The 24,994-nt window shown below is 69.3% G+C and carries 22 protein-coding genes; 11 read left to right on the forward strand and 11 right to left on the reverse strand.

What is annotated here, in order from left to right:
• Positions 1 to 105: 105 nt before the first annotated feature.
• The 4 genes from ABRP24_RS16785 to dnaK all read right to left on the reverse strand — a co-directional run bounded on the left by ABRP24_RS16785 (position 106) and on the right by dnaK (position 4,209).
• On the reverse strand, positions 106 to 516 hold the full coding sequence (locus ABRP24_RS16785; RefSeq protein WP_349847791.1) for a heat shock protein transcriptional repressor HspR: 411 nt from the start codon (positions 514 to 516) through the stop codon (positions 106 to 108).
• Positions 517 to 635: 119 nt separating this feature from the next.
• Positions 636 to 1,640 (reverse strand): DnaJ C-terminal domain-containing protein, encoded by a 1,005-nt coding sequence (locus ABRP24_RS16790; protein ID WP_349847210.1) that lies wholly within the window; start codon positions 1,638 to 1,640, stop codon positions 636 to 638.
• A gap of 41 nt (positions 1,641 to 1,681) precedes the next feature.
• Entirely contained in the window at positions 1,682 to 2,341 is a 660-nt protein-coding gene (locus tag ABRP24_RS16795; RefSeq protein ID WP_081827213.1) for a nucleotide exchange factor GrpE, read from the reverse strand.
• A gap of 2 nt (positions 2,342 to 2,343) precedes the next feature.
• The gene (dnaK, locus tag ABRP24_RS16800; protein ID WP_349847213.1) at positions 2,344 to 4,209 is read right to left on the reverse strand and encodes a molecular chaperone DnaK; all 1,866 of its coding nucleotides are present in this window, start codon (positions 4,207 to 4,209) and stop codon (positions 2,344 to 2,346) included.
• A 260-nt stretch (positions 4,210 to 4,469) separates the two neighbouring features.
• Between dnaK and ABRP24_RS16805 the strand changes: the two genes are divergently transcribed.
• The 4 genes from ABRP24_RS16805 to ABRP24_RS16820 all read left to right on the forward strand — a co-directional run bounded on the left by ABRP24_RS16805 (position 4,470) and on the right by ABRP24_RS16820 (position 9,902).
• A complete protein-coding gene (locus ABRP24_RS16805; protein WP_349847215.1) occupies positions 4,470 to 7,271 on the forward strand; it encodes a hypothetical protein in 2,802 nt (933 codons plus the stop codon).
• Positions 7,272 to 7,411: 140 nt separating this feature from the next.
• Complete coding sequence (locus tag ABRP24_RS16810) at positions 7,412 to 8,860, forward strand: polysaccharide biosynthesis tyrosine autokinase (protein ID WP_349847216.1); 1,449 nt, start codon at positions 7,412 to 7,414, stop codon at positions 8,858 to 8,860.
• A complete protein-coding gene (locus ABRP24_RS16815; RefSeq protein WP_349847217.1) occupies positions 8,857 to 9,291 on the forward strand; it encodes a DUF3060 domain-containing protein in 435 nt (144 codons plus the stop codon). The genes ABRP24_RS16810 and ABRP24_RS16815 overlap by 4 nt, the downstream gene beginning before the upstream one ends.
• Before the next feature lie 83 nt (positions 9,292 to 9,374).
• Positions 9,375 to 9,902 (forward strand): serine acetyltransferase, encoded by a 528-nt coding sequence (locus ABRP24_RS16820; protein WP_214561227.1) that lies wholly within the window; start codon positions 9,375 to 9,377, stop codon positions 9,900 to 9,902.
• A gap of 14 nt (positions 9,903 to 9,916) precedes the next feature.
• Here the strand turns inward: ABRP24_RS16820 and ABRP24_RS16825 are convergent, their stop codons facing one another.
• On the reverse strand, positions 9,917 to 10,456 hold the full coding sequence (locus tag ABRP24_RS16825) for an acyltransferase (RefSeq protein WP_349847218.1): 540 nt from the start codon (positions 10,454 to 10,456) through the stop codon (positions 9,917 to 9,919).
• A 57-nt stretch (positions 10,457 to 10,513) separates the two neighbouring features.
• Between ABRP24_RS16825 and ABRP24_RS16830 the strand changes: the two genes are divergently transcribed.
• The 7 genes from ABRP24_RS16830 to ABRP24_RS16860 are packed head-to-tail and all read left to right on the forward strand — an operon-like array spanning position 10,514 to position 17,245.
• The gene (locus tag ABRP24_RS16830; protein ID WP_349847220.1) at positions 10,514 to 11,620 is read left to right on the forward strand and encodes a glycosyltransferase; all 1,107 of its coding nucleotides are present in this window, start codon (positions 10,514 to 10,516) and stop codon (positions 11,618 to 11,620) included.
• Positions 11,617 to 12,072 carry a UDP-N-acetylglucosamine--LPS N-acetylglucosamine transferase gene (locus ABRP24_RS16835; protein ID WP_349847221.1) on the forward strand — a complete coding sequence of 152 codons (456 nt, stop codon included), beginning with the start codon at positions 11,617 to 11,619 and terminating at the stop codon, positions 12,070 to 12,072. The genes ABRP24_RS16830 and ABRP24_RS16835 overlap by 4 nt, the downstream gene beginning before the upstream one ends.
• Positions 12,069 to 12,593: a glycosyltransferase gene (locus tag ABRP24_RS16840; protein ID WP_349847223.1), complete on the forward strand. Its 525-nt coding sequence runs from the start codon at positions 12,069 to 12,071 to the stop codon at positions 12,591 to 12,593. The genes ABRP24_RS16835 and ABRP24_RS16840 overlap by 4 nt, the downstream gene beginning before the upstream one ends.
• Entirely contained in the window at positions 12,590 to 13,468 is an 879-nt protein-coding gene (locus tag ABRP24_RS16845; RefSeq protein ID WP_349847225.1) for a hypothetical protein, read from the forward strand. Before ABRP24_RS16840 ends, ABRP24_RS16845 begins: the two co-directional genes overlap by 4 nt.
• On the forward strand, positions 13,465 to 14,775 hold the full coding sequence (locus tag ABRP24_RS16850; RefSeq protein ID WP_349847226.1) for an oligosaccharide flippase family protein: 1,311 nt from the start codon (positions 13,465 to 13,467) through the stop codon (positions 14,773 to 14,775). Before ABRP24_RS16845 ends, ABRP24_RS16850 begins: the two co-directional genes overlap by 4 nt.
• A gap of 2 nt (positions 14,776 to 14,777) precedes the next feature.
• The gene (locus ABRP24_RS16855) at positions 14,778 to 16,076 is read left to right on the forward strand and encodes an O-antigen ligase family protein (protein ID WP_349847228.1); all 1,299 of its coding nucleotides are present in this window, start codon (positions 14,778 to 14,780) and stop codon (positions 16,074 to 16,076) included.
• Positions 16,058 to 17,245: an ankyrin repeat domain-containing protein gene (locus ABRP24_RS16860; protein ID WP_349847230.1), complete on the forward strand. Its 1,188-nt coding sequence runs from the start codon at positions 16,058 to 16,060 to the stop codon at positions 17,243 to 17,245. Before ABRP24_RS16855 ends, ABRP24_RS16860 begins: the two co-directional genes overlap by 19 nt.
• Before the next feature lie 107 nt (positions 17,246 to 17,352).
• Here ABRP24_RS16860 and ABRP24_RS16865 read toward each other — a convergent pair whose 3' ends face one another.
• From ABRP24_RS16865 to ABRP24_RS16890, 6 genes are read right to left on the reverse strand one after another with little or no spacing between them, the layout of a single operon-like run.
• Positions 17,353 to 18,549, reverse strand: a complete 1,197-nt coding sequence (locus ABRP24_RS16865) for a glycoside hydrolase family 1 protein (protein WP_371836765.1) — start codon at positions 18,547 to 18,549, stop codon at positions 17,353 to 17,355.
• A 24-nt stretch (positions 18,550 to 18,573) separates the two neighbouring features.
• Positions 18,574 to 19,446 (reverse strand): alpha/beta fold hydrolase, encoded by an 873-nt coding sequence (locus tag ABRP24_RS16870; protein ID WP_071246157.1) that lies wholly within the window; start codon positions 19,444 to 19,446, stop codon positions 18,574 to 18,576.
• On the reverse strand, positions 19,443 to 21,239 hold the full coding sequence (locus ABRP24_RS16875) for an ABC transporter ATP-binding protein (RefSeq protein ID WP_214520710.1): 1,797 nt from the start codon (positions 21,237 to 21,239) through the stop codon (positions 19,443 to 19,445). The genes ABRP24_RS16870 and ABRP24_RS16875 overlap by 4 nt, the downstream gene beginning before the upstream one ends.
• Positions 21,236 to 22,177, reverse strand: coding sequence for an ABC transporter permease (locus ABRP24_RS16880; RefSeq protein WP_027464906.1), 942 nt, complete (start codon positions 22,175 to 22,177; stop codon positions 21,236 to 21,238). Before ABRP24_RS16880 ends, ABRP24_RS16875 begins: the two co-directional genes overlap by 4 nt.
• Positions 22,174 to 23,154 (reverse strand): ABC transporter permease, encoded by a 981-nt coding sequence (locus tag ABRP24_RS16885; protein WP_301600185.1) that lies wholly within the window; start codon positions 23,152 to 23,154, stop codon positions 22,174 to 22,176. The genes ABRP24_RS16880 and ABRP24_RS16885 overlap by 4 nt, the downstream gene beginning before the upstream one ends.
• Complete coding sequence (locus tag ABRP24_RS16890) at positions 23,151 to 24,893, reverse strand: ABC transporter substrate-binding protein (RefSeq protein WP_231495633.1); 1,743 nt, start codon at positions 24,891 to 24,893, stop codon at positions 23,151 to 23,153. Before ABRP24_RS16890 ends, ABRP24_RS16885 begins: the two co-directional genes overlap by 4 nt.
• Positions 24,894 to 24,994: the final 101 nt, after the last annotated feature.

Consider the following 24,994-nt stretch of genomic DNA (forward strand, 5'->3'; position numbering starts at 1 on the left):
CTCAACTCCCCCCTGACCCCGAAGTCCTGACACCCAGCACGACGAACGCCCCGGACAGCAGTGCTGGCCGGGGCGTTCCCCGTGCATGCGACGCTCCGGTCGCGGTCAGTGCGGTCCGCGGTACAACACGATCTGCGTGTTCCGCTGCGGCCGGGCGCCAGCTCGCAGCGAGATCGCCGCTCCGGACGCCGTCGCCGCGAACACGCGCGCGCCCGGTCGGCTGATCAGCTGGTCCGCGAGCGCCCGCTCGAGTTCACGCACCCGGTCACGCAGCGCCTTGTTCTCGTTCTCGAGTTCCAGCACCCGCCGGATGCCCTCCAGCGACACCCCCTCGGAGCCGAGCCGTGCGATCTCGCGCAGCTGCACGACGTCCCGCATCGAGTACCGACGGGAGCCACCACGGGTCCGCCCCGGCACGACCAGGCCGACTCGGTCGTACTGCCGCAGCGTCTGCGGGTGCATCTCCGCCAGCTCCGCGGCGACCGCGATCGCGAAGACGGGCGAGTTCTCGTCCATGTCGGTCATGGGGCTTCCTTCCGTCGTTCGCGTGGTCCTGGAACAGCCTGGAGGCGCGGCGAGCGTCCGTCAGGAAGCCACACCGAGCCTCCAGGCCGGGTCTACTGCTGTTGGTGCTGCTAGCTGCGCGCCTTGGCGAGCAGGTCCTCGCGGGGGTCCTCGTCGGGCAGTGCGGCGGCGAGTGCCTCGACGGCCTCGCGCGCCTTGTCCGACAGGTGCGACGGCACCGCGACCTGGACGGTGGCGAGCAGGTCGCCCGTGCCGTCCTTCGTCGCGACGCCACGGCCCTTGACGCGGAGGACACGACCGGAGGGCGTCCCCGGCGCGACCCGGAGCTTGACGGGTTCGCCGCCGAGCGTGGGCACCTGGATCGTGGCGCCGAGCGCTGCCTCCACGAACGTCACGGGGACGTCCACGCGGAGGTGCTGCCCGTCGCGCTCGAAGACCGGGTGCTTGCGGACGTGCACAAGCACGACCAGGTCACCGGCGTCGCCGCCGTCGGGTGAGGGCTCGCCCCGACCACGCAACCGGATCTTCTGCCCGTCGGCGACGCCCGCAGGGATGCGGACGTTGACCGGTCGGCCGTTGCCCTGCGACAGCTTGACGGTGTCACCGGCGATCGCCGTCGTGAAGTCGAGGGTCGTCGACGCCGTGACGTCGCGGCCCTTCGTCGGCCCACCGAAGCCGCGGTAGCCGCCGGAGGTCTGGCCGAAGCCACCACCCCCGCCGAACATCCCACCGAGGATGTCCTCGAAACCGCCGGCACCGCCAGGGCCGCTCTGGCCGAAGCGGACGCGCTGTCCGCCACCGCCCTGCTGCCCGAACATCCCGCCGAAGACGTCCTCGAACCCGCCCTGGCCCCCGCCGCCCGCCGTGAAGCGGGCGCCGGAGCCCATGGCACGGACCTGGTCGTACTCCTGGCGCTGCTCCTTGTCGGAGAGCACCGAGTACGCCTCGCTGATCTCCTTGAAGCGGTTCTCGGCGGCGGCGTCACCCGGGTTGGAGTCCGGGTGGAACTGCCGCGCGAGCTTGCGGTACGTCTTCTTCAGCTCGGCGTCGGAGGCGTCCTTGGACACGCCGAGGACCTTGTAGAAGTCCTTGTCGAACCAATCCTGACTGGCCATGGATCACCTGCCTTCTTCTGTCGTCACCGTGAGGACCCGGCTCAGGCCGGGACCGCCACCGCGACCTTGGCCGCGCGGAGGACCCGCTCACCGAGCTTGTAGCCCGGCTCGACGACGTCCGCGACGGTCTGTCCGGTGGCACCCGGGGTGGGGAGCTGGACGATCGCCTCGTGGATGTTTGGGTCGAACGCCTCGCCCTTCTCGCCGATCTGCACGAGCTTGAACTTCTCGAAGCCCCCGCGGATCTTCTGGCCGATGACCTGCATCGGACCCTCGGCGAGGTCACCGTGGGCCTCGGCCCGGGTGAGGTCGTCGAGCGCCGGCAGCAGTGCCCGCACCACTTCGGCGATGGCGACTTCGCGGTTGGCCTCACGGTCACGCTCGACGCGCTTGCGGAAGTTGACCAGCTCGGCCTGCGCCCGGAGCATGTCCGCACGCATCTCGGCGACGAGGTCGCGGTCCTCGGTGCTCAGCTTGTCCTCTGCGATGCCGCGGGCGGCGTCGGCGAGCAGCGCTTCGTCCTCCGGGGAGAGGTCGTTCGCTGCATCCGCCGCCGGGCCCCCGGCGGCGGGGCCGTCCGTCGGTACTTCGACGTCGGGCCCCTCCGCCTCGATGAGGTCCTCGGGCTCGGCCGCGTTCGTGGCGTCTCCCTCGACCTGGGGTTCTTCCTCGTTCGGCACGTTGTCCTTGGGATCCGTCATCGTTACTTCTTGTCCTTGTCGTCCTCGTCGTCCACGACCTCGGCGTCGACGATGTCCTCGTCGTCGGCCGGCTGCTCACCCGCGGGCTGCTCGCCACCGGCGGCGCCGGCTGCTGCGTCCTGCTGGCTGTAGATGGCCTGGCCGAGCTTGCCCTGCGACTCGTTGAGCTTGTCGAAGGCGGACTTCACGGCGTCGTCGTCCTCGCCCGCGAGTGCGGACTTGAGCGCGTCGACGTCGGCCTGCACCTCGGACTTGACGTCCGCGGGGAGCTTCTCGTCGTTCTCCTTGATGAGCTTCTCGATCGAGTAGACGAGCTGCTCGGCCTGGTTGCGACGCTCGTTGGCCTCGCGACGAGCCTTGTCCTCGGCGGCGTGCTCCTCGGCTTCGCGGACCATGCGCTCGATGTCCTCCTTCGGCAGCGAAGAACCGCCGGAGATGACCATCGACTGCTCCTTGCCGGTGCCCTTGTCCTTCGCGGACACGTGCACGATGCCGTTGGCATCGATGTCGAAGGTGACCTCGACCTGCGGGACGCCGCGGGGAGCCGGCGCGATGCCGGTGAGCTCGAAGGTACCGAGCGGCTTGTTGTCGCGGGTGAACTCGCGCTCGCCCTGGAAGACCTGGATCGCGACCGACGGCTGGTTGTCGTCAGCGGTCGTGAAGGTCTCGCTCCGCTTGGTCGGGATCGCGGTGTTGCGGTCGATGAGCTTCGTCATCAGGCCGCCCTTGGTCTCGATGCCGAGCGACAGCGGCGTGACGTCGATGAGCAGGACGTCCTTGCGCTCGCCCTTCAGGACACCGGCCTGCAGTGCGGCGCCGACGGCGACGACCTCGTCCGGGTTGACGCCCTGGTTCGGGGACTTGCCACCGGTCAGCGACTTGACGACCTCGGCCACGGCGGGCATGCGGGTCGAGCCACCGACGAGCACCACGTGGGCGATGTCGTTGACCGAGACACCGGCTTCCTTGATGACGTCGTTGAACGGCTTCTTGGTGCGGTCGAGCAGGTCGGAGGTCATCTGCTCGAACTGTGCGCGCGAGATCGTCTCGTCCAGGTTCAGCGGGCCCTCGGCGGTGAGCGTCAGGTACGGGAGCTGGATGTTCGCCGACATCTGCGACGACAGTTCCTTCTTGGCCTGCTCAGCCGCTTCCTTCAGGCGCTGCTTGGCGATCTTGTCCGTGGACAGGTCGACGCCGTGCTCGTCCTTGAACTTCTTGACCAGGTAGTCGACGATGCGCTGGTCCCAGTCGTCGCCACCGAGGCGGTTGTCACCGGAGGTCGCGCGGACCTGGATCGTCGAGAAGTCGTCGTCCTTGCCCACCTCGAGCAGGGAGACGTCGAACGTGCCGCCACCGAGGTCGAAGACCAGGATGAGCTCGTCTTCCTTGCCCTTGTCGAGGCCGTAGGCCAGGGCGGCCGCGGTCGGCTCGTTGATGATGCGGAGGACGTTGAGGCCGGCGATCTCACCGGCGTCCTTCGTGGCCTGGCGCTCGGCGTCGTTGAAGTACGCCGGGACGGTGATGACCGCGTCCGTGACGTCTTCGCCGAGGTACTGCTCGGCGTCGCGCTTGAGCTTGCCGAGGGTGCGCGCCGAGATCTCCTGCGGCGTGTACTTCTTGCCGTCGATGTCCGTCGTCCAGTCGGTGCCGATGTGGCGCTTCACGCTGGCGATGGTGCGGTCGACGTTCGTCACGGCCTGGCGCTTCGCGGTCTCACCGACGAGGACTTCCCCGTCCTTGGTGAACGCGACGATCGACGGCGTGGTGCGGAGACCCTCGGCGTTGGCGATGACCGTGGGCTCGCCGCCCTCGAGCACGCTGACGACCGAGTTGGTGGTTCCGAGGTCGATGCCTACTGCACGTCCCATGTGTGGGTGCTCCTTCTTGCTAGGGGTAAGTCGTTGGACTTGCGTCCGATGGACTCAACTCTACTCAGGACCGCCTGGGCATCAAGTCGTAGGGGCGGGAAGTTGCGTTGATCAGGCTCAACTCCCAGCGCCAGACGGCGCGCAGAGCGGCTGTCCGTTCGTATTTCACATGCTATTCTTGATACACGATTGCGCCGGAGAAGGCGCAATCACCCCTTCCCGCACAGCCGCCGTAGGGCGGCCTGTCCTGAAAGATGTACATGTCTCACAAGAAGAAGGCCTCGGTGGCCTTCAAGTCCATCGGTGCGGCCGGACTGGCCGCCGCCACCATCGTCAGCGGACTGAGCTTCGGCTCGGCCGCCATGGCTGCTCCGTCCGAGTCGCCCAAGGCGTCGGTGAACGCCTACGACACGGAGCACCCCTTCAAGCTCGTCTGGAAGAAGGGGAACGAGTTCCTCACCGCCAAAGCAAACAGCGGCCAGTACACCTCCGCGTACGTGAGCGAAGCACTCAAGCAGGCTCCCGAGGTCGTGTTCGACCCGGCGAACGGGTACATCAAGCGGGTGGACGACGGCCGTTGCCTTGGCATCGACACTTTCCCGGACGGTGTTGCAGACAGTAGGCCGAACAGTTCCCTCGCCTGGCAGCCGTGCAGCGATTTCGCAAACACGAGCGTTGGCCCGTGGACGTTCGACTCGAACGGAGTACCGAGCATCAGAGGCCTGAAGGTCACTGGCACGGTCACGGCGCCCTCGCCTTTCAACGGCAGCTTCCTCTACGCAGGCACGGGCACCGCCCTGGCAATGGCGAGCACGTACGACCCGACACCCACGGTGCCGTCGAACCCCGCGGCGATCGTGGGGCAGACCGGCACGTCGACGACGCTCGGACGGGGCACGGACACGGAGGTCGAGGCCGTGTTCAAGACCAGCGGCTCGGTCAGCAAGCCCGAGGCCACGGTGGAGTTCACCGCCCCGGCTGGCACGACGTTCGCTGCCGGGCAGAGCACCGTGAACGGTTCCTACCAGAAGCCGGGCGAGGGTTGGACGAACGAGTCCATGACCCTCACCAACGGTGTCCGGTCCGCGGACGGCACGAAGTACACCTACGACTTCACGCCCACCGAGACGGGGTGGGGCCTCCCTGACGCCTCGCTGATGAAGTGGGGCATCGAGGTCACCACCCCGGCCGGAGCCGCTGCAGCGACCGGATCGATGTCCGCGAAGCTCGTCGGTACCGCAACCGAGGGCTCCTACAACACGACGGCGACCACGCCGACCACGATCGAGGCACCTGCCCCGGCTCCGTTGAAGGAGATCATCGCGACCACGCCGTCGGGCGAGGCAGGTACGACCTCCTCGAAGGGCACCGCGAAGGTCCAGGACGAGCAGGTCGTCGGACCGATGACGTTGACCGCGCCGACCGGCACCACCTTCGCCGACGTCGCCGCACGCCACGTCAGCGATGACGTCGTGCAGGGCAACTACCGCTACACGTTCAACGCTGACCGAACGACCGTCACCATCGATGGCCCTGAGAACAACTCCGGCGCCTACTGGGGCACGAAGAACCAGTACGTGGACTACACGCTGAACATCCCCGCCTCGGCTGCGGCCGGCACCATCACCGGCGGCACCGCGACCGTCGCCGTGGACGGCGTGAACCTCGCAGTGGGCGCCTTCGGCGTCACGGTCACCGCGAACGTCGCCGCCCCGACGGGCACGGTCACGTTCTCCGACGACGTCACCCAGAAGGCGACCGTGTCGGGAACCGGTGTCGACGGCGCCACGATCACCCTCTACGCCGGCGACTCGACCACCGCCATCGGCACCGCCGTGGTGCGCAACGGCACCTGGTCGACCACGATCGACCCGATCGGCGCCGGGGACCAGAAGATCCGCATCGAGCAGTCCGGCATCGACGGCATCCAGACCGCTGACACGACCGCCGAGTACGGCGCCGCGGTCGTCCTCGACGAGCCGGCTTCCTCGACGGTCACCCCCGGCGCCGTGACCGTCACGGGCACCGGCCAGGCCGACACCACGGTCACCATCACCGGCGGCGACAAGCCGGTCACGACCACGGTCAAGGCCGACGGCACCTTCACCGCGGAGGTCGTACTCGAACCCTCGAACACCGCGAAGACCCTCACCGCGCAGCAGCACTCCAAGGGCAACCTGACCACCTCCGACACGATCACGGTGACCCCCAACGGCGCCCAGACCGCGCGCGAAGTCGTCATCACCGAGCCGACCAGCCACACCTACCAGCCCAACCGCGCGACCACGATCAGTGGCACCGCGACCCCGTATGCCACGGTCGAGCTCCGCTTCCAGTGGAACGACACCGTCTACGGCACCGCCACGGCAGACATCAACGGCAACTGGTCGATCACCCGCGGCTTCGGCCCGGCAGCGAAGTACGAACTGACCGCGACGCAGACCCGCTTCGACAAGACCACGTCCACCTCCACCATGTTCACCCTCGACCCCGAGGGCATCACGAACAAGGAGATCGTGATCACCGGGCCGGCCGACCACGCCTACAAGCCCGGCGAGCCGACCCGGGTCACCGGCACCGCCACCCCGTTCGCCAAGATCGAGCTCCGCTTCCAGTGGAACGACACCGTCTACGGCACCGCCACCGCGAACGCCGACGGCGAGTGGAACATCCTCCGCGCCTACGGCCCCGCTGCGACCTACGAACTGACCGCGAAGCAGCTCCGAGCCGACGGCACCACGTCGCTGTCGAACAGCTTCACTCTCGCCCCCACCGGCATCGACCGTCCGTTCACGCTGACCACGCCCACGATGGACTCGACCTTCGAGGCCGGCGTCCCCGTGTCCTTCACCGGCACCGGCACCCGCGGCGCGAAGATCACCGCCATCGCCCCGGCCTGGAACAACAACGAGATCTTCACGACGGAGGTCGACGACAACGGCATGTGGCAGATCCGACGCGGCCTCGCCACCGGGATCACCTACGACCTGACCCTCGTCCAGCAGCCCGTCGACGGAGAGCCCACCAGCATCTCCGGCGTCCACCTCAAGCCCGCCAGCTGACCCCGGCCAGCTGACCCGGGCCAGCTGATCCCCAACAGCTGCCCCACCCGGAACCACAAGAGCGGCGACTCCACTGAGTCGCCGCTCTTGTCATGTCATGTGATATACTAACGGCACACTTCAACCCGAACTGGAGCATCATGACGCTCTCTGACTTCCTCCGCATCATCCGGCGATCGCTGGTCGTGCTCCTCGTGGCGACGCTCCTCGGGGGCGGCGTCGGCGCGCTCATCGCCGTCGTCAGCACCCCCCAGTACCGCTCGACCGGTCAGGTCTTCGTGTCGGTGCAGCCAGGCGCCCCGGACGTGAACGACCTGGCGCAGGGCAACAACGCGGCACAGCAGAAGGTCAACTCCTACGTGCAGGTCGTCCGGAGCGCGAGCGTGCTGCAACCCGTGATCGACGAGCTCCGGTTGGACACCACGGTGACCGAGCTCGCGCAACATGTGGCGTCCACCGCCACGGTCGACAGTGTGCTGCTGGACATCTCGGTGACCGAAGACGACCCGAAGGAAGCAGCCCGCGTCGCCGCGGCCGTCATCTCCAGCTTCGCGCACGTGGTCACCGAGAACCTCGAGAAGCCGACCGACGGTGGCGCCTCACTCGTCCGGATCGAGACCGTGCAGCCGCCGCTCGTCCCCGGAGCACCGAGCTCACCAGACCTCGTCAAGTACGTCGCACTGGGGCTCGCGTTCGGACTCGCGCTGGGCGTCGGTGGAGCGCTCGTCCGACAGACACTGGACTCCAAGGTACGGACACAAGAGGACGTCGTCCGCGTCACCTCGGTGCCGGTCCTCGGTGCGATCGGGTTCGACGCCGCAGCGACGACGAACCCGCTCGTGGTCCACTCCGATCCGCGGAATCCGCGCGCGGAGTCCTTCCGCTCCCTCCGCACGAACATCCAGTTCGTGGAGACCGATGCGCAACGGCGGAGCTTCACCGTCACCTCGGCCATCCCGTCCGAGGGCAAGTCGACCACCGCCGCGAACCTCGCGATCACCATGGCGGAGAGCGGTTCCCGCGTCGTCCTGGTGGACGCCGACCTCCGGCGTCCTCGCATCGCCGAGCTCATGGGCATCGAGGGGGCAGTCGGACTCTCCGACCTCCTCATCGGCAGGACCGAGCTCGAAGACGTGACGATCCCGTGGGGACGCGGCAGCCTCTCTGTCCTGCCTGCGGGTCAGATCCCGCCCAACCCGAGCGAGCTCCTCGGCAGCAACGCGATGCTCGCCCTGATCGACCAACTGACCACGGAGTTCGACTTCGTCATCTTCGACGCACCGCCACTGCTGCCGGTCACTGACGCGGCCGTCCTCAGTCGCCTCACCGGCGGCGCCGTCGTGATCTCCTCCGTCCGCCGCGTGACGCAGAAGCAGCTCGCCTCGGCGCTCGATGCCCTCCGGAGCATCGGCAGCAAGACGCTGGGGGTCGTCATGACGATGGTCCCCACGAAGGACCGCGGCGCCTACGACACCTACTACGCAGCTGAGAACGCAGCCCCCAGCGCCCCCAGCGCCCCCAGGCAGGGTCGGCGAACCCGCGAGCTGCCCACTGACCGCCCTACCTCTGACAGAAAGAGAACCTCATGAAGCGCAAGACCCTCGTCACCGTCGCCCTCGGCGCCGCCCTGGCTGCCGCACTCACCGGCTGCAGCGGTGGTGCAACCCCGGACAAGACCTCCTCTCCGACCCCCTCCCCGACGAAGACGAGCGCCGCCAACGAGACCGTCTACAACGAGTGCATCGACGGTCTCGCGACGATCGACGCCTCCGACGCAACGACCAAGAAGCCGCTCACGGTGGGCGACTGCACGCATGTCTCCGTGCTCGGCGCCGCGAAGGACGGGTCGACGATCACGCTCGGCGCCGTCGAGGACCTCCTCGTCGAAGCGAGCGGTGCCACGATCGACGTCAAGAGCGCGAAGAGCATCACGGTGCCCGGGTCCGACAACACCGTGAAGTACTCCGGTGAGGCCGAGGTCCAAGACCTCGGCCAGGACAACACGATCTCTGCACGCTGACGAGACGCGGCACTGATCGGGGCAGGACGCCTGCTCCCGATCAGTGCCGTTGCACGTGACCTGAACGTCCGGACGGAGGCACCATGAGCTACATCGAGTCACTGCGCACCCTGCAGTCCGAGATCAGGGAGGACAGAGCGGCGAACGTCGGCCGCTCGGCCCGCACACTGCTCTGGCTGTTCCGTGTCGCACGGGCAACGCAGGCGCTACCCGCGGCACCACGCCTCCTGGCGAGTCCGCTCCGCATCGCCTACCGGGTGGTGTCGACGACGGTGCTCGGGGCCGAGATCCCCCTCGACACGGAGATCGGTCCTGGGCTGGCCCTGCCGCACTGCCGTGGACTCGTGGTCCACGAGGCCGCAGCAATCGGTCCGGCGAGCACCCTCCGGCACAACGTCACGATCGGCGTTCGTCGGTCAGGTGAGTCGACTCCCGGGGTACCGCGGCTCGGCCCGCGTGTCGACGTCGGCGCCGGCGCGCAGATCCTCGGCGACATCGAGATCGGCGCTGGAGCCCGGATCGGGGCCGGCGCGATCGTGTTGTGCGACGTCCCCGAGGGCGGCGTCGCCGTCGGCAACCCCGCTCGGGTCATCACGCAGACCCGGCCGTAATCGGCAACGGGTCGTCAACCCAGGGGCTGGTGGCCCTCGGCGATCGACGCGATCCGTTCCGCAGCGGTTCGACCGCGCTTGTCGTCCTCCGCCGGCCAGGTCGCGATCTTCGCCATGAGGTCGCTGGTCCGACCGATCACCTTCGCGGGCACACCGCCGACGATCGAGCCGTCCGGAACCGACCTGGTGACGACCGCCCCGGCAGCGACCACCGAGTCGGAGCCGATGCGGACCCCCGGCATGAGCGTGGCCCGGGCCCCGATGAAGCACCGGTCGCCGACGCTCACCGGCGCGTACCGGTACCGACGACCGCGCTCGTCCCGGTACAACCACCCGGTGCCGTCATGGGTGACGAAGAGCACGTCGACGGAGATCGTCGTGTCGTTGCCGATGGACACCATCGAGTACTCCGAAGCGACGCGGCACGAGTAGATGCGGCAGCCGGTGCCGACCTCGAGGCCCAGTCGGCGGGCGGCCACATCGCCGCCGGCGACACGTGACACGACTGCGAACACCCAGGGTCGCGGGATGCGGAGCGGGAGTGGATTGCGCATGGTGATCCTCTCATGTAGCGTTTACATATCAGATACTAGTTTATTCCGAAGGACCCCGTGGCCTCCTACATCTTCGTCCAACCGCACCTCCGCTTCGGTGGTGCGGAACGCCAGACGGTCATCGTCGCCAACCGACTCGCCGAGAACGGCCACCGTGTCACCGTGGTCCTCCACTCCGGCGGCGGTGGCCTCGTCACGCTGCTGCGCCCGGACGTCTTCGTCCACGTCCTCGGGATCGAGAGCCATGCGGCAACCGTCGACGTCGCGCGCCGCCTGCACGCGGTCCTCCGATCGCTGCCCCGGTCGCTCGTCGTCGTGAAGCTCTGGTCGTCGATCCTCGCGTGCGCCATGATCGACCGGCGCCGATCCGTCGCCCACCACGTCTTCAACTACTGCGAAGACCTCGACCCGACGGACCACGCCGAGTACATCCGCTTCGGTCGACTCAAGCAACACCTGATCGGGTCGGTCTTCCGAGCTCGACAGGTCCTCTCCGCCAACACGCACACGGTCGCCGACTCCATGACCGAGGTCTACGGACTCGACCACCGACCCGCCGTCATCCCGAGCACCGTCGACCCGGTCGCGATCCGGTCGGCCGCTGCAGCGAGCCCACGCGAACGCCACGCTGCGTTCACCGTCGTCTCGGTGGGCAGCCTCATCCGACGCAAGGGACTGGACGTCACGCTCGCGGCCCTCGAAGGCCTCGGGGTCCCGGTGCACTGGCGCGTCGTCGGCGCCGGACCCCTCGCAGCGGAACTGGCTCGGCACCACGACCCGAAGGGGCGCGTGACGGTGTCCGTCGAAGGTGCTCACGCCGAGCCGTACTCCTTCGTCGCAGCAGCCGACGTCCTCGTCCACAGCGCTCGGAGCGAGGCCTGGGGGATCGTCCTCCTCGAAGCCCTCGCGGTCGGGACCCCGGTCCTCGCGGCGGACACCATCGGCCCGTCGGAGATGCAGGCGCTGCTCGGTGTGCGGAACGACCTCTTCGAACTCTTCGAGAACGGCTCCGTGCCGGATCTGCAAGCCCGTCTGCACACGCGACTGCACGCACCGCGGCCCCGTCTCGACGACTGCGACACCTACATCGAACCGGTGACGCTCGACCACGCCGTTGCCCTGTGGGAGCGGCGCGCACACGACCTCATGGAGTCCCCAGCATGACCAACATCCTCTTCGTCTGCAGCAGTGGTGGTCACCTCGACCAGCTGCTCGCGCTCCTCCCGGCACCGGACGGCACCGACGTCGCGATCGCGACGTTCATGAAGCCCGACGCCGTCGCCAAGGTCGTCGGTCACCGGACGTACGGCCTGCACTGGCCAACCAACCGGAGCGTCACCGCGCTCGTCCGGAACCTCGTGATCGCCGCCCGGACGTTGCGCCAGGAACGTCCCGACCTGATCGTCAGCAGCGGTGCCGCCGCAGCTGTCCCCTTCTTCTGGTTGGGGAAGGTGTTCTTCCGGACGCACACCGTCTTCATCGAGTGCGTCGACCGGATCGACAACCCCACGCTCACGGCGAAGCTGGTCCGGCCGGTGACGGACCGCTTCATCGCCCAGTGGGACGACCAGCTCGCGGGGTTCCCGCGGCGCGAACGCGTGGCGGTCAGTCGATGAAGGTCCTCCTCACCGTGGGGACGCACGAGCAGCCGTTCCAGCGCCTCCTCGACGCCGCCCAGCAGACACTCCTCGCCCGACCGGACGACGAGTGGGTCGTCCAGTACGGCGTCGGCTCGTGGAGCCTCCCCCTCCCGAGCATCCGTGCCACTGCGGACTACTTCGACGCCCCGAGCATGCAGGCACACCTCGCGTGGGCCGACGTGGTCGTCAGTCAGTGCAGCCCCGGCACGGTGTTCGGTGCACTCGCGGCGGGCACCTGGCCCCTCGTCCTCGGCCGCCAGATCGCGTTCGACGAGCACGTCGACGACCACCAGGTCCTCTTCGCCCGGGAGCTCGACCGTGCGGGCCTCGCGCTCGACCTCCAGACCGCAGGACGACTCGCCACGGCCCTCGCGGAGGAAGACCAGCTGGACTGCACCGACCGACAGCGACGGTGCCGCCAAGCGGCCGACCGATCCGCCGAGAACGCCGCACGCTTCCGGACCGATGTTTGGCGCGTCCTCGGGAACGTCGCATGACGCTCGCCCCTCGGAAGTCCTTCGTCCGACGTGCGACGGTCGCGGCACTGGTCTCCGTGGCGCAGCTCTGCCGTGCCGCGGGCTACGCCGTCCGGACACGTCCGGTGACCGGGACGGCACCCGTCGTCGTGTCGCTCACCTCGCACGGCCGCCGGCTCCGGTCGGTGTCACTGGCCATCGAGTCCATCGTCAGCGGGAGTGTGCGGCCGCAGCGCCTCGTCCTCTGGGTCGACGACGAGGCCGATCGCGAGCGTGCCCTGCGCTCCCGTCCGCTCCGCCGGCTCATCGCGCGTGGACTCGAACTCCGGGTGGGCGAGCCGGTCGGTCCGCACGGCAAGTGGTGGCCGTACGTCCGGTCCGAAGCCCACCACACGCTCCCACTCGTCACGGCGGACGACGACATCCGGTACGGCCGCGCGTGGTTGCGAGCGCTGCTGGACGCCCACGCCACCACCCCGGACACCATCCACTGTCACCGGGCCCACCGCATCGTCGTGACGGCGGACTCGACCCCGGCTCCCTACATGACCTGGCCGCCCTGTCGGAGCACGACGCCGTCGCACGCGTGGTTCCTGACCGGTGTGTCCGGGGTCCTCTACCCGCCAGCGCTCCTCGACGCACTGCGCGACGACGGTGACGGGTTCCGGACGACCGCGCCGCACGCTGACGACGTCTGGTTGACGGCGAGGGCGATCGCGAACGGCGTGCGCGTCGCACAGGTCGAGACCACACCCCGCGTCTGGCAGACGATCGTCGGCGGACAGCGGTCGGCGCTCTCCCGGAGCAACGGGACGGACGGGGGCAACGACGCGCAGATCGCGGCGACGTTGACTCCCGACCTGCTGCAGGTCGTGCGCGACGAGACCACCCCGTGAGCGCCCGCCGACCGATCACCGCGAGCACGGTCATGCTGGTCGTCGGGAACGTCTTCCCGCCGGCAGCGACCTTCGTCATGGCTCCGTTCCTGGCGCACTCGCTCGGTGTCGACGGTCGGGGCGAACTCGCCGCCGTGACCGCACCGTTCCTCCTCGCGCTGTCGATCGGCACGTTCGGCATCCCCGACGCCGTGACCCAGACGATCGCCTCCGGGCGTCGGGTGGCACGGTCCGGGTGGTGGCTCGCCTGGCTGCTGCTCGCCGTCGGCGGGATCGCTGCCCTGGCGGCCGTGACCGTCGCAGCGCCGCTCATCGTGGGGACCGACGCCGCCGATCTGACCACCCTCGTGACCGTCGCGACGGCCGCCACCGCTCCCGCACTCTTCGTGGCGCTCCTCCGGGGCCGTGCGGCCGGTCGTCACGCGTGGGGCTTCGTGACCGCGGAACGCGTCACCGCCGCCAGCGTCAAGATCGTCGGCACACTGGTGCTGGCCGGCGTCGATCGTCTCGACCTCCCCTCGGCCGTCGCCCTCATCGCGTTCTCCCCCGTCGTGGGCGGCGTCGTCTACCTGTTCATGCCGCGCGCGACCCCGCCGAGCGATGTCGCAGCGGTCGTGCACGCACGGTCGATGCTCGGCTTCTCGCTCCGCAGCTGGCTCGGCTCCGCCGCCGGGGTGTTGCTCGTCCGCCTCGACCAGCTCCTGGTGCTCCCGCTGGCGAGCGCCGAGCAGCTCGGGCTCTACGCCGTGGCGGTGAACGTGGCCGAGGTCCCCGTGATCGTCACCAACGCGATCCGAGAGGTCATGCTCTCCAACGACGCCGCTGACGCGGACGACGTCCGCGTCCCCCGCGTCGCTCGGTCAGCGGCCGTGCTCGCCGTCGCGATCGCACTGCCCCTCGGGTGCACTGCGCCGTTCTGGGTCCCGTTCGTGTTCGGCCCGGCGTTCGCCGCCGCAGTGCCCGTCATGGCCGTCTCGATCGTCGCCGTCGTGATCGGTGTACCCGGTTCGATCGCGGGGAGCACGCTGACCGCTCGCGGGCGTCCCGAGCTCCGCAGCATGAGCATCACGATCGGCTGCATCGCGAACGTCGTGGCCCTCGTCGTGCTCGTCCCGGTCCTGGGGGCGGTGGGCGCTGCGACGGCGGCGCTGATCGGCAACCTGCTCTCGAGCAACGGCAGCGTGCGCTGGGCCGCTCGCCTCACCGGTGCGCGGATGCGTGACTTCTACGCCGTCGGTCCCGCCGATGTTCGCCGCGTCGGCGCCCTGGCCGTCCGGCTCGTCCGACCAGTCCTGGCGAGGGGGTGACCGTGGAGCTCCTCCGTCTGGCCGTCTGGGTCCTGTTCTGTCTCATCGTCGTGGCGACCCAGCAGTCGCGGCCGGTGGTGGTCCTGTCCGCCGTCGTCGCGCTCCGCCTCCTCGTCCCGTCCACCGCCGGAGGGCTCCTCCTCGGCAACTGGGAGGGGAACGCAGCGCTCCATCCGGCGACAGTCCTGCTCGTCGTGTACTGCGTGTTCGGCCTCCGTGGTCAGTGGAACAGCGTGGTCGCCGAGGTGGCGCCGCGCCGCGGTTGGTACGCCGGTCTGGTCGTGGTCGCGTTCCTGCTCGTGGTGCAGGCCGTCGCCGGCAGTGGCCCGACGTCGCTCCTCGGGCTGGCCAACGCCGTCCTCGCCCCGATGCTGCTCTGCTTCGTCGCGCGCACGAGCGAGCAGGCCGTCCCCGGGACCCTGCGCCGGCTGGCCGTGGTCTTCCTCGGGGTGATGCTCGTCGTCGCGGCCGTGGTCGTCGTCCAGGTCGTCCTCCGGTCCGACCTGCCGTGGGGACTGCTCGGTGGGCCGGGGACCTCGGGGATCGCCCAGTTCCGCCCGCGAGGGACGCTCGACAGTCCGCTCGACCTCGGGTTCGCTGCAGCGGTCGCGATCCCGCTGACCTCGTTCATCCACCGTGCGCCGCTCCGCCTGGTCGTCGCGCTGATGCTCCTGAGCACGGTCGTCCTCACGGCATCACGGGCACCGACCGCCGTCGCGGTCGTGGCGACCGTCTGGGTCATCGCGCGCTCGACACGGTCCTTCGTCGCTGTCCTGACGATCGTCCTCAGTGGTTGTGCCGCGGTGTTCGTGGTCCTGCGGACGTCGATGCTCAGCGGACTGGTCGAGCGCGTGACGGGTGACGACGGGAGCTCGTCCTCGGCACGTGGGGCGGCCGCGCAGTACGTGGTCGAGCACATCTGGGACCACACGTTCATCGGTGGTGGGTGGGGAGCAGCGTGGCAGCTGAAGGGCGAGGTCCTCCGCACGAGTCTCGAGAACTCCTTCGCGATCCTGGCCTTCGACCTCGGGCTGGTCCCGGTGGTGGTGTTCGTGCTCGTCCTGCTGCGTCCTGCGCTCGACGGATCCGCGCCGGTCGGTGCTCGTCTCGCCGTGGTGGCCGGCGTCGTCCTGGGGTTCTGCTACTCCGGGTTCGCGACGATGTCCGCCGCGTCGACCGTGCTCTGGCTCGCGCTGGCACTGTGCGGCCAGGCGCTGGCCGGTCGATCGCCCGAGTCATCCCGGCCAGATTCCGCTGCGCACCGCCCGCTAGTCTCGATCCCGTGCGATGGAGTCGAGTGAACTGGCCCTCCGTTGGCTACGTCTCCCTCGAGGACTTCGACGGCCAGCGCGAACACGTGACCCGGCTGCTCGAGGACGCCCCGCCGACGATCGCCGCGCTCCTGACGGTCAAGTGGACCGACTCACGGATCGAACGCTGGGTCGTGGAGTCCGCCGACGCCGTCGTCGACCCGGACGCCGACGAGGACGACGTGACGACCCCCGTCGACCTGCCGGGGCACGGTGTGCCGGACCCGGTCGTCGTGCACGCCGACATCGTGGTCCGCAACGACGAGGTGCTCGACACCCCGAGCGGCCTGTGGCGCCGCTGGAACCACGCCAGGGTGTCGCTCCGGCTGCGGGACGCCGTCATCGACCCGCCGGGTGTCGACGCCGCAGCGCTGATCGCCGGTGACGCGCACGTCGCCCGGGGCGAGCTCGAGTACCTGAACGAGCACGACGCCTGGGAACTCCGCCTGCTGATCTCCCCCGTCGGTGAGGTCGCGATCCGGTTCCGGGGCGTCCGGGTGGCGATCCGGAGCGTCGCCGAGTCCGTGTACTCCGGCCTCGAGTCGCGCCCGGCACGCGGCTGGCACGGCCCGGTGCCGGACGGTTGGGTGGAGTGGGCGACCGAGGTGGTACGGGCCGCGGCGTACGGCGACCTCGGCGGGCTGCACCTGGCCGATGACGCGAGCGACGTCGACGACGTCGACCCTCGCTGGGGCTTCGCCCCGCTGCACGCCGCCGCGTGGTTCGACCACCCCGAGATGCTCGAGGAACTCCTGCGCCGCGGGGCGACCCTGCAGCTGGAGGACACCGAGGGGCGGACGCCGCTGACGCTGGCGATCGACCGCGACGCGCGACGGGCGGTCGACGTGCTGGTCGCAGCGGGCGCCGACCTGGAGGCTCGTGACGGCGACGGCAACACCCCGATCGTCCGCGCTGCGTGGGGCGGGCACGCCGCGATCGTGCGTGCCCTCGCCGCCGCGGGTGCGGACACCAGGGCGCGCGGGTCACGGGGCGCGACGCTGCTGATCGCTGCCGTCGACTCCGGCGACCTCGACACGGTCCGCGTCGTGCTGTCGCTCGACGTCGACCGGGACGCCGCCGACGACGAGGGCTCGACCGCTGCGGACCGCGCGGAGCTGCTCCGCGAGACGGCCGTCGCCGACCTGCTCGCCGCCGCCTGAGCGCTGTCCGCACCACGGCCCGTGGGCCGACCCGTGCCGGACACGACGAAGCGCGGCGGACGGGAGCAGGGCCTCCCGTCCGCCGCGCGCCTGCGGGGTCGACCGTCCTAGACGGCGACCGACTCGAGGGCGTTCGCCTGCGCGACCCGCCCGTACCAGCGGGCGGAGTCCTTCGGCGTGCGCTCGAAGGTCTCGCGGTCCCACGCGACCAACCCGAAGGTCGGTCGGAAGCCGGAGGCCCACTCGTAGTTGTCGAGCAGCGACCAGTGCTGGTAGCCGAGGACCTCGATGCCGTCCTCGATGCAGCGGTGGATGCCCTCGAGCGCGCCCTGCGTGTACACCTGCCGGCGGGAGTCGTCGGCCGTGGCGATGCCGTTCTCGGTGATCATCAGCGGGACACCACCGGAGAGCTCCCACGCGCTGCGGAGCCCGTCGGCCGAGGCCTCGGGGTAGAACTCCCAGCCGGTGAGGGTCGTCTCGACGTCGTCCGCGACGGGCAGGGGCCCGTCCGGACCGATGAACGTGCGGGTGTAGGCCTGCACGCCGAGGAAGTCGTCGCCCGCGGCGTTCTCGAGGTACCAGTCGTCGCGCGGGTACCCGTACTCGCGGAGCATCGCGTCCGCGCCCGGCTCACCGTTGGACTTGAAGGCCTGGGTCGCGACGGTCCACCCTGACCGGAGGCCCGACACCTGTGACAACACCTCTCGCGACCGCTTGTGGCTGGCCAGCAGGGCGTCGGCGACCCCCAGGTCCGGGTTCGGCAGGCCGAAGGCCACCAGGTTGGCCGCGTCCTCGCCGCCGGCGAGCATGGCCGCGATGTTCGGTTCGTTGATCGTGCAGACGTAGCGGACGCCGTCCTGCACCACGGGGAGCGCGGCCTCGGTGTAGCGGGCGAACAGGTCGGCGGCGTCGGGTGCCCGCCAGAAGCCGTCGCGCTCGAACCAGCGCGGCACGGTGAAGTGCATGAGGGTGACGATCGGCTCGATGCCGAACTCGTGGCAGGCGTCGACCATGCGGCGGTAGTGGTCGACCTCGGCACGGCTGACGAACCCGCGCTCGGGCTCGATGCGGGCCCACTCGATGCTGAACCGGTAGGAGTTCAGCCCGAGCTCGGCCGCGATGCGGATGTCCTCGCGGTACCGGTGGTAGCTGTCCGCCGCGTCACCCGAGGGCTCGACGATGGTGGTGTCCGGCTCGTGCTCGTGCACCCACCAGTTGCTGTTGACGTTGTTGCCCTCGATCTGGTGGGCGGCGGTGGCGGCACCCCAGAGGAAGCCGTCGGGGAACTGCAGCGTGGAGATGATCGTGCCTTTCAGTGCGTGTTCGAGTCAGTGCTGGCTCAGGAATGCGTCGAAGACGGCGACCGTCCCGAGCGGGTTCTCGACCTGGGGACCGTGGTAGCTCGCGGGGATGACGACGTACTCGGCACCGGTCTGCTCGGCCATCGCCCGCTGCCACGGGATCGGCCAGGCGTTGTCCCACTCGCCGTGGGCGACGAGGACCGGCAGGCCGGTGGCGCGCAGGGCGTCGGAGGCGTCGGTGTGGTCCTCGAGGATGTGGCCACCGGCGACGACGCTGAGCGGGCTCGTCGCGTCGAAGCGGTCGCGCACCATCCGGACGTCGTCGGGCAGCTCGTCGTCAGGCCGGTACGCCCAGAGCGGGTTCGTCGAGTCGAACAGCTGCCGGAGGTTCCCGCCGGTGTCGTGCAGGATCGTCAGCTCGGCGACCTTGCGGTACGGCCACCCGTGCGGCCCGGAGCAGAACTGCACGACGTCGCGGAACGCCGTCGGGTCCTGGAGCGCGGCGGCCCGGACGATCACGCCGCCGAGCGAGTGCCCGATCAGGTGCACGGGGGCGCCGTCGTCGAGGAGGCGCGCGACCCGGACGACGTCGGCCGCTTCTTCGTCGAGGGAGTAGTCGCGGGGTTCGGTCGGTGCGGCCGAGTCGGCCTGACCGCGCCGGCTGATCGCGACCGCGGTCCAGCCGGCGTCGCGGAGGACGGGCAGGAAGGTCCGCCAGTCCTCCTTCGAGCCGGTGTAGCCGGGGACGATGAGCACGGTGCCCTTCGACACCCCCTCGGGCACGATCCGGTAGGCCGTCAGCCGCCCGACGGGGACGTCGATCCCCACGACGTCGACGCCGTCCGGGGTGGGCAGGTGGCCGAACGGCGGGACCGTCGGGAAGTCGTGCAGGTTCGTCATGCGCGCAGGGTCCTCCGCGGGTTGGGGACAGCATCGAGGAGGGCGATCGTGTACGGGTCCTGCGGGTCCTGCAGCACCTGGGCCGTGTGACCGCGCTCGACCACGGCGCCCTCGTGGAGCACCATGATGTCGTCCGTGATGAGCCGCGCACTCAGCAGGTCGTGCGTGATGTAGAGGAGCGAGACGCCCCACTGCTCGCGGAGGTCCTCGAGCAGTGCGAGCACACCGGCGCGCAGCGTCACGTCGAGCATCGACACCGGCTCGTCGGCGATGATCACCTGCGGGTCGCTCGCGAGCGCCCGGGCGATCACCACGCGCTGCCGCTGCCCACCGGAGAGCTGGTGCGGGAGCTTCTGTGCGAACTGCTCGACGGGGGTGAGCCCCACCGTCTCGAGCAGCTCGAGCACACGGCGCCGGGCATCGCGGCCGGTCAGCCCGGTGTAGTTCGCGATCGGCCGGGACAGCGTGTACTCGACCGTGTGCAGCGGGTTGAGCGCCGAGTACGGGTCCTGGAACACCATCTGGACCTCGGAGCGCAGGTCGCGCAGGCCGCGCTTGCCGAGGCGGGCGACGTCGAGGTCCCCGAACCGGACGGTGCCGGTGGTCGGCTTCTCGACGCCGGTGAGCAGCTTCGCGATGGTCGACTTGCCCGATCCGGACTGGCCGACCAGGGCGAGCGACTGCCCGGGCTCGAGGGTGAACGACACGTCGCGCACGGCCCGCACCGGCTGCTCACCGCGGCGGGGAGCCGGGTAGGTCTTCACGATGTGGTCGACGACGATCGGGTTGCGGGCGGCACTGCGCTCGCGGGAGCCGACGGTGCTGAACGACGAGGTCGTCTCCTGCCGCTTCTCGCCGGCCTCGGCACGGAGCGAGCGGTCCGGGAAGCCCGGCAGCGACACCACCTCGGCGCGGGGGTCGGCGTAGTGCGACAGGAGCATCTGCGTGTACTCGTCCTGCGGGTCGCGGAGGATCTCGCGGGAGCCGCCGTCCTCGACGATCCGGCCCTCGTGCATAACGAGGACGCGCTCGGTGGCCTCGAGGACGATGCCGAGGTCGTGGCTGATCAGGATCGCCGTGAAGCCCTCGGTGCGCTGCAGCTCGATGATGGTGTCCATCACGGCGTGCTGCACGAGGACGTCGAGCGCCGTCGTCGGCTCGTCGAACACCATGAGCTGCGGCTCGAGCGAGAGCGCCAGGGCGATGGAGACGCGCTGCCGCATGCCGCCGGAGAGCTCCCCGGGGAACCGGGCGAGCATCGAGGTCGGCAGCTTCACCTTCTCGATGAGCTCCTTCATCCGAACGTCCCAGCGGTCGCGCGACACGTGGCCGTGCGCCTTGAAGACGTCGATGAAGTGGTTCCGGATGGTGCGCACCGGGTTGAGCGCGTTCATGCCGGACTGCAGCACCATGGCGAAGCCGCCCTGCCGCTGCTGGCGCAGGGCTTCGTCGTCGAGGTCGCGGATGTCCTTGCCCGCGAAGACGATGCTGCCGCCGTTCGTGCGCGCCGGCGGCTTCTGCAGCCGCGTCAGCGCGTAGCCGAGGGTCGACTTGCCGGAACCGGACTCGCCGACCAGGCCGACGAACTCGCCCTTCTGCAGCTGGAACGACACGTGGTCGACGGCCTGGACGGCGCTCTGGCCGGCCGATTCGTAGACGACCGACAGGTCGCGGACGTCGAGCAGGACGGAGGCGTCGCCCTGGACGGCACCACCGTCGGACTGGAGGCCCGTGGCGGCGCCGGTGGGCGCCTCCAGGCCGTCTGCCGGGTGCGTTTCTGGCAAGCCGCTCATGCGCGCTTCTCCTTACGGGGCCGTGCGCCGTCGCGCAGCCGCGGGTTGGACACGGCGTCGACGCCGAAGTTGATCAGGGTGAGGCTCATCGCGAGGAGCGCGATGCAGAGACCCGGCGCGAAGAGCAGGATCCACTGCCCGGTGAGGAGCGCGTTCGAGTTCTGCGCCCAGTACAGGATCGTGCCCCAGCTGACGATCGACGAGTCGCCGAGTCCGAGGAACTCGAGGCCCGCCTCGGCGAGGATGGCGCTGGTGGCGGCCCCGAAGAAGCTGCCGACGATGAGGCTCGTCATGTTCGGCAGGATCTCGCGGAACACGATGCGGGTCGCGCCATCACCGGAGAACTGGGCGGCGGTGACGAAGTCCCGACCGCGCAGCGACTGCGTCTGCGAGCGGAGCACGCGAGCGCCCCACGCCCAACCGGTCACGACGATGACCGCGATGATCACCGCGATGCCGCCGTTCTGCAGGTAGGCGGCGATGACGATCATCAGTGGCAGACCCGGGATAACGAGGAACAGGTTCACGATGAACCCGATGACCTCGGCGATCCAGCCGCGGACGTAGCCCCAGCTGAGGCCGATCGCGACGGCGACGAGCGTGGACAGGATGCCCGCGACCGCGCCGACCATGACCGAGATGCGGGCGCCGTAGATGATCTGGGACAGGACGTCCTCGCCGGCGGCGGTGGTGCCCATCCAGTGGTCGGGCGTCGCGTCGGCGGACCGGGCGAAGCCGTTCTGGCTGGCGCCGTACGGGGCCAGGAGCGGGGCGAAGACCGCCACGAACACGAAGACGCCGAGGATGATGATGCCGATCCGGGCCTTCTTGTTCGACCAGACGACGCCGAACTGGCGGGCGGCGGCGCGCCACTTGGACGGCGCTGCTTGTTCTTCCGTGTCTTGCGTTCGCACGGCGATGGTTGCGTTGTTGGTCATCGACGCGTCCTCGGGTCCAGGACGCCGTACATGACGTCCACGATGAAGTTGGCGATGAGCACCGACACGGTGATCATCAGGAAGAGGGCCTGCATGAGCGGGTAGTCCTGCCCGATCACGGCGTTGAACAGCAGGTAGCCGATGCCTGGGTAGCCGAAGACCTGCTCGACCAGGACGGAACCGCCGACCACGCCACCGAGCGCCAGACCGAAGCCGGTCAGGTTCGGCAGGATGGCGTTGCGGGCCGCGTAGCGGATGGCCACGGTGCGTCCGCGCAGGCCGTTGGCCTCGGCGAAGGTCACGTAGTCGTCACCGAGGGTGTTGATCATCGCGTTGCGCATGCCGATGATCCAGCCGCCGAGGCTCGTCACCAGGATCGTGACCGCCGGCAGCACCGCGTGCTGCAGCGCATCGCCGAAGAAGGCGCCGTTGAGCCCGGGCGTCGTCGTCGCCGAGTAGGCGCCCGTGGTCGGGAACCAGTGCAGTACGTAGCCGAGGAAGAACAGCAGCAGCAGGGCGGTCCAGAAGTACGGGAACGTCGACATGAAGCTGCCCGACAGAGTGGGGAGCGAGTCGAGCCAGGTGCCGCGCCTCCACGCCGCCGCGACACCGATCAGGGTGCCGAGGACGAACGCCAGGATCGTGACGACCCCGACCAGGATCAGCGTGTACGGCAGGGCCTTCGACACGAGGTCACCGACGGGCTGCGGGTAGAACGTGTAGCTGACCCCGAAGTCGAGCGTGACGACCTGGTGCAGGTAGCTGACGTACTGGTCCCAGAGGTTGCCGGTCGGCACCCCGAGCTGGGCTTCGACGGCTTTCTTGGTGGCCTCGGTGACGGGGCCGTTCCGGCTGAGCTTCGCCAGGGCGGCGTCCGACGGGCTGCCCGGCATGAGACGCGGAAGCAGGAAGTTCAGCGTGACCGCGGCCCAGAGGGTCAGGACGAAGAGGACGAGTTTCTGGAGGATGTACTTCACTTCTGGTCCTCCTGCTGCGCAGCCTTCTGCTCCTGCAGGATCTGCTTGCCCGCGGCGCTGTCGCGCAGCCGGAGCTTCGTGAAGATGAGCAGCGGTGCCGAGTCGTAGTTCTGCGGTGCCATGTAGGGGTCCTTCGCGCTCGGCCAGCCGACGAACTTGCCGGTGTTGAACAGGCCCCAGAGTCCGCCGTAGTACATGCCGATGACGGGGAGCTCGTCGTAGACGGTCTGCTGCAGCTGGTCGAGGATCTCCTGCTGCTTCGCGGTGTCCGTCGTCGCCTTGTACTCGTCGAGGAGCTTCTGGGTGTCGGCGTTCTTGTACCGCTCGTAGTTGTTGACGGTCGACTTGCCGACCGGCTGGTAGAACTCGCTGCTGAGCAGGGAGTTGAACGCCTGGTAGACGTCACCGTTGCCCATGCCGCCCATCGCCATGTCGAACTCGCCGTTGTTGATCGACTGCTGGTACCCGGCGGGCTGTGGTGCGCTGATCGTCACGTCGACGCCGATCGCGGCGAGGTTCTTGCGGACCTCCTGCGCCGCGCGGAGCCAGTCGGAGTAGCCGTTGGCCGTGGTGATCGTGATCGACAGCTGCTTGCCGTCCTTGACGAGCTTCCCGCCCTGTTCCACGTACCCGGACTTCGCGAAGTTCGCCTTCGCGGCCTCGAGGTCCTGGGTGATCATGCCCTGGTCGGGGATGTCCGGGTTGAGGTAGCGCTCCTGGTTCGGCAGGATCAGACCGGTCTGGCCCGCCGCCGACAGGTTGCCCTCGGACGCGGTCTCGGCGATGGCGTCGCGGTCGAGCGCGAGCGAGATGCCCCGGCGGACGTTGACGTCGTTGAACGGCGCCTTCGTGAGGTTCGGGATGAGGCCGATCACACCGCCGGCCGGGAACCACCACTCGTTCGTCTTCGACGCGGCGCCCCAGGTGCCCTTGACGTCGGAGATGAACGAGTACGCCCAGTCGTAGCCGCGGGTGACGGTGTCCAGCTGCGTGTTCGTCGCCGGCAGGATGAGGTGCTTGATGGCGATCTTGTCGGCCTGCCAGTACTTCGGGTTCTTGTCCATCGAGTACTGCTGGTCGGTGTAGTTGCCGAGGACGAACGGACCGGTGCCGACCGGGTTCGGGTCGCGCCAGGTCGTCGGGTCCTTCACGCCGCTCCAGTGGTCCTCGCCCAGGATGTACGTCTGCCCGATGATCGTCAGGCTCGGGACGTCCTCGCTCTTGAGGTGGAAGACGACGTGGTCACCGTCCTGCTCGATGCGCTCGATGTGCTGCCAGGCCCCCTTGACGTCCATGGCGGGGAACTTCTTGAGCAGGTCGAAGGTGAAGACGACGTCCTTCGCGCTGAACGGCGAACCGTCTGACCACTCGACACCCGAGCGGATCGTCATGTCGATCGTCTTCGCATCGGGCTGGCTCCACGCGCTGGCGAGCCACGGGTTGCGCTTGCCGTCGAGGGGGTTCACCTCGATGAGGGGCTCGTACATCCACTTGGAGGCTGTCCGGGCGTTGGTGATGTACGGGTTGAAGTTGCGGTCGAACAGCGGGTTGCCGCGGTCCGCGTTGATGAGCATCGTGTCCTTGCCGATGGTGGGATCGGGTTCGGAACGGACCTGGATGCTGCAGCCGGTGGCCACGAGGGCCACTGCGGCGAGGCCGGCGATGGCCGCGACGAGGCGGCCTCGGCGGCGGGGGCCTGGGTCACGCGTGCCGCGCGTGCGCTGTGGGGGAAGCGTCATTGCTCGGTCGACCTCCATGTCGAGTCGGTACGTGCTCAATGTATGCGCTTACATCACGGCATGCAAGCGCGGGTGTTGTTTCGCGGGGTGGCACCGTGCGA

It is taken from the genome of Curtobacterium sp. WHRI 8282 (assembly GCF_040223925.2).
Taxonomy (GTDB): Bacteria; Actinomycetota; Actinomycetes; order Actinomycetales; family Microbacteriaceae; genus Curtobacterium; species Curtobacterium flaccumfaciens.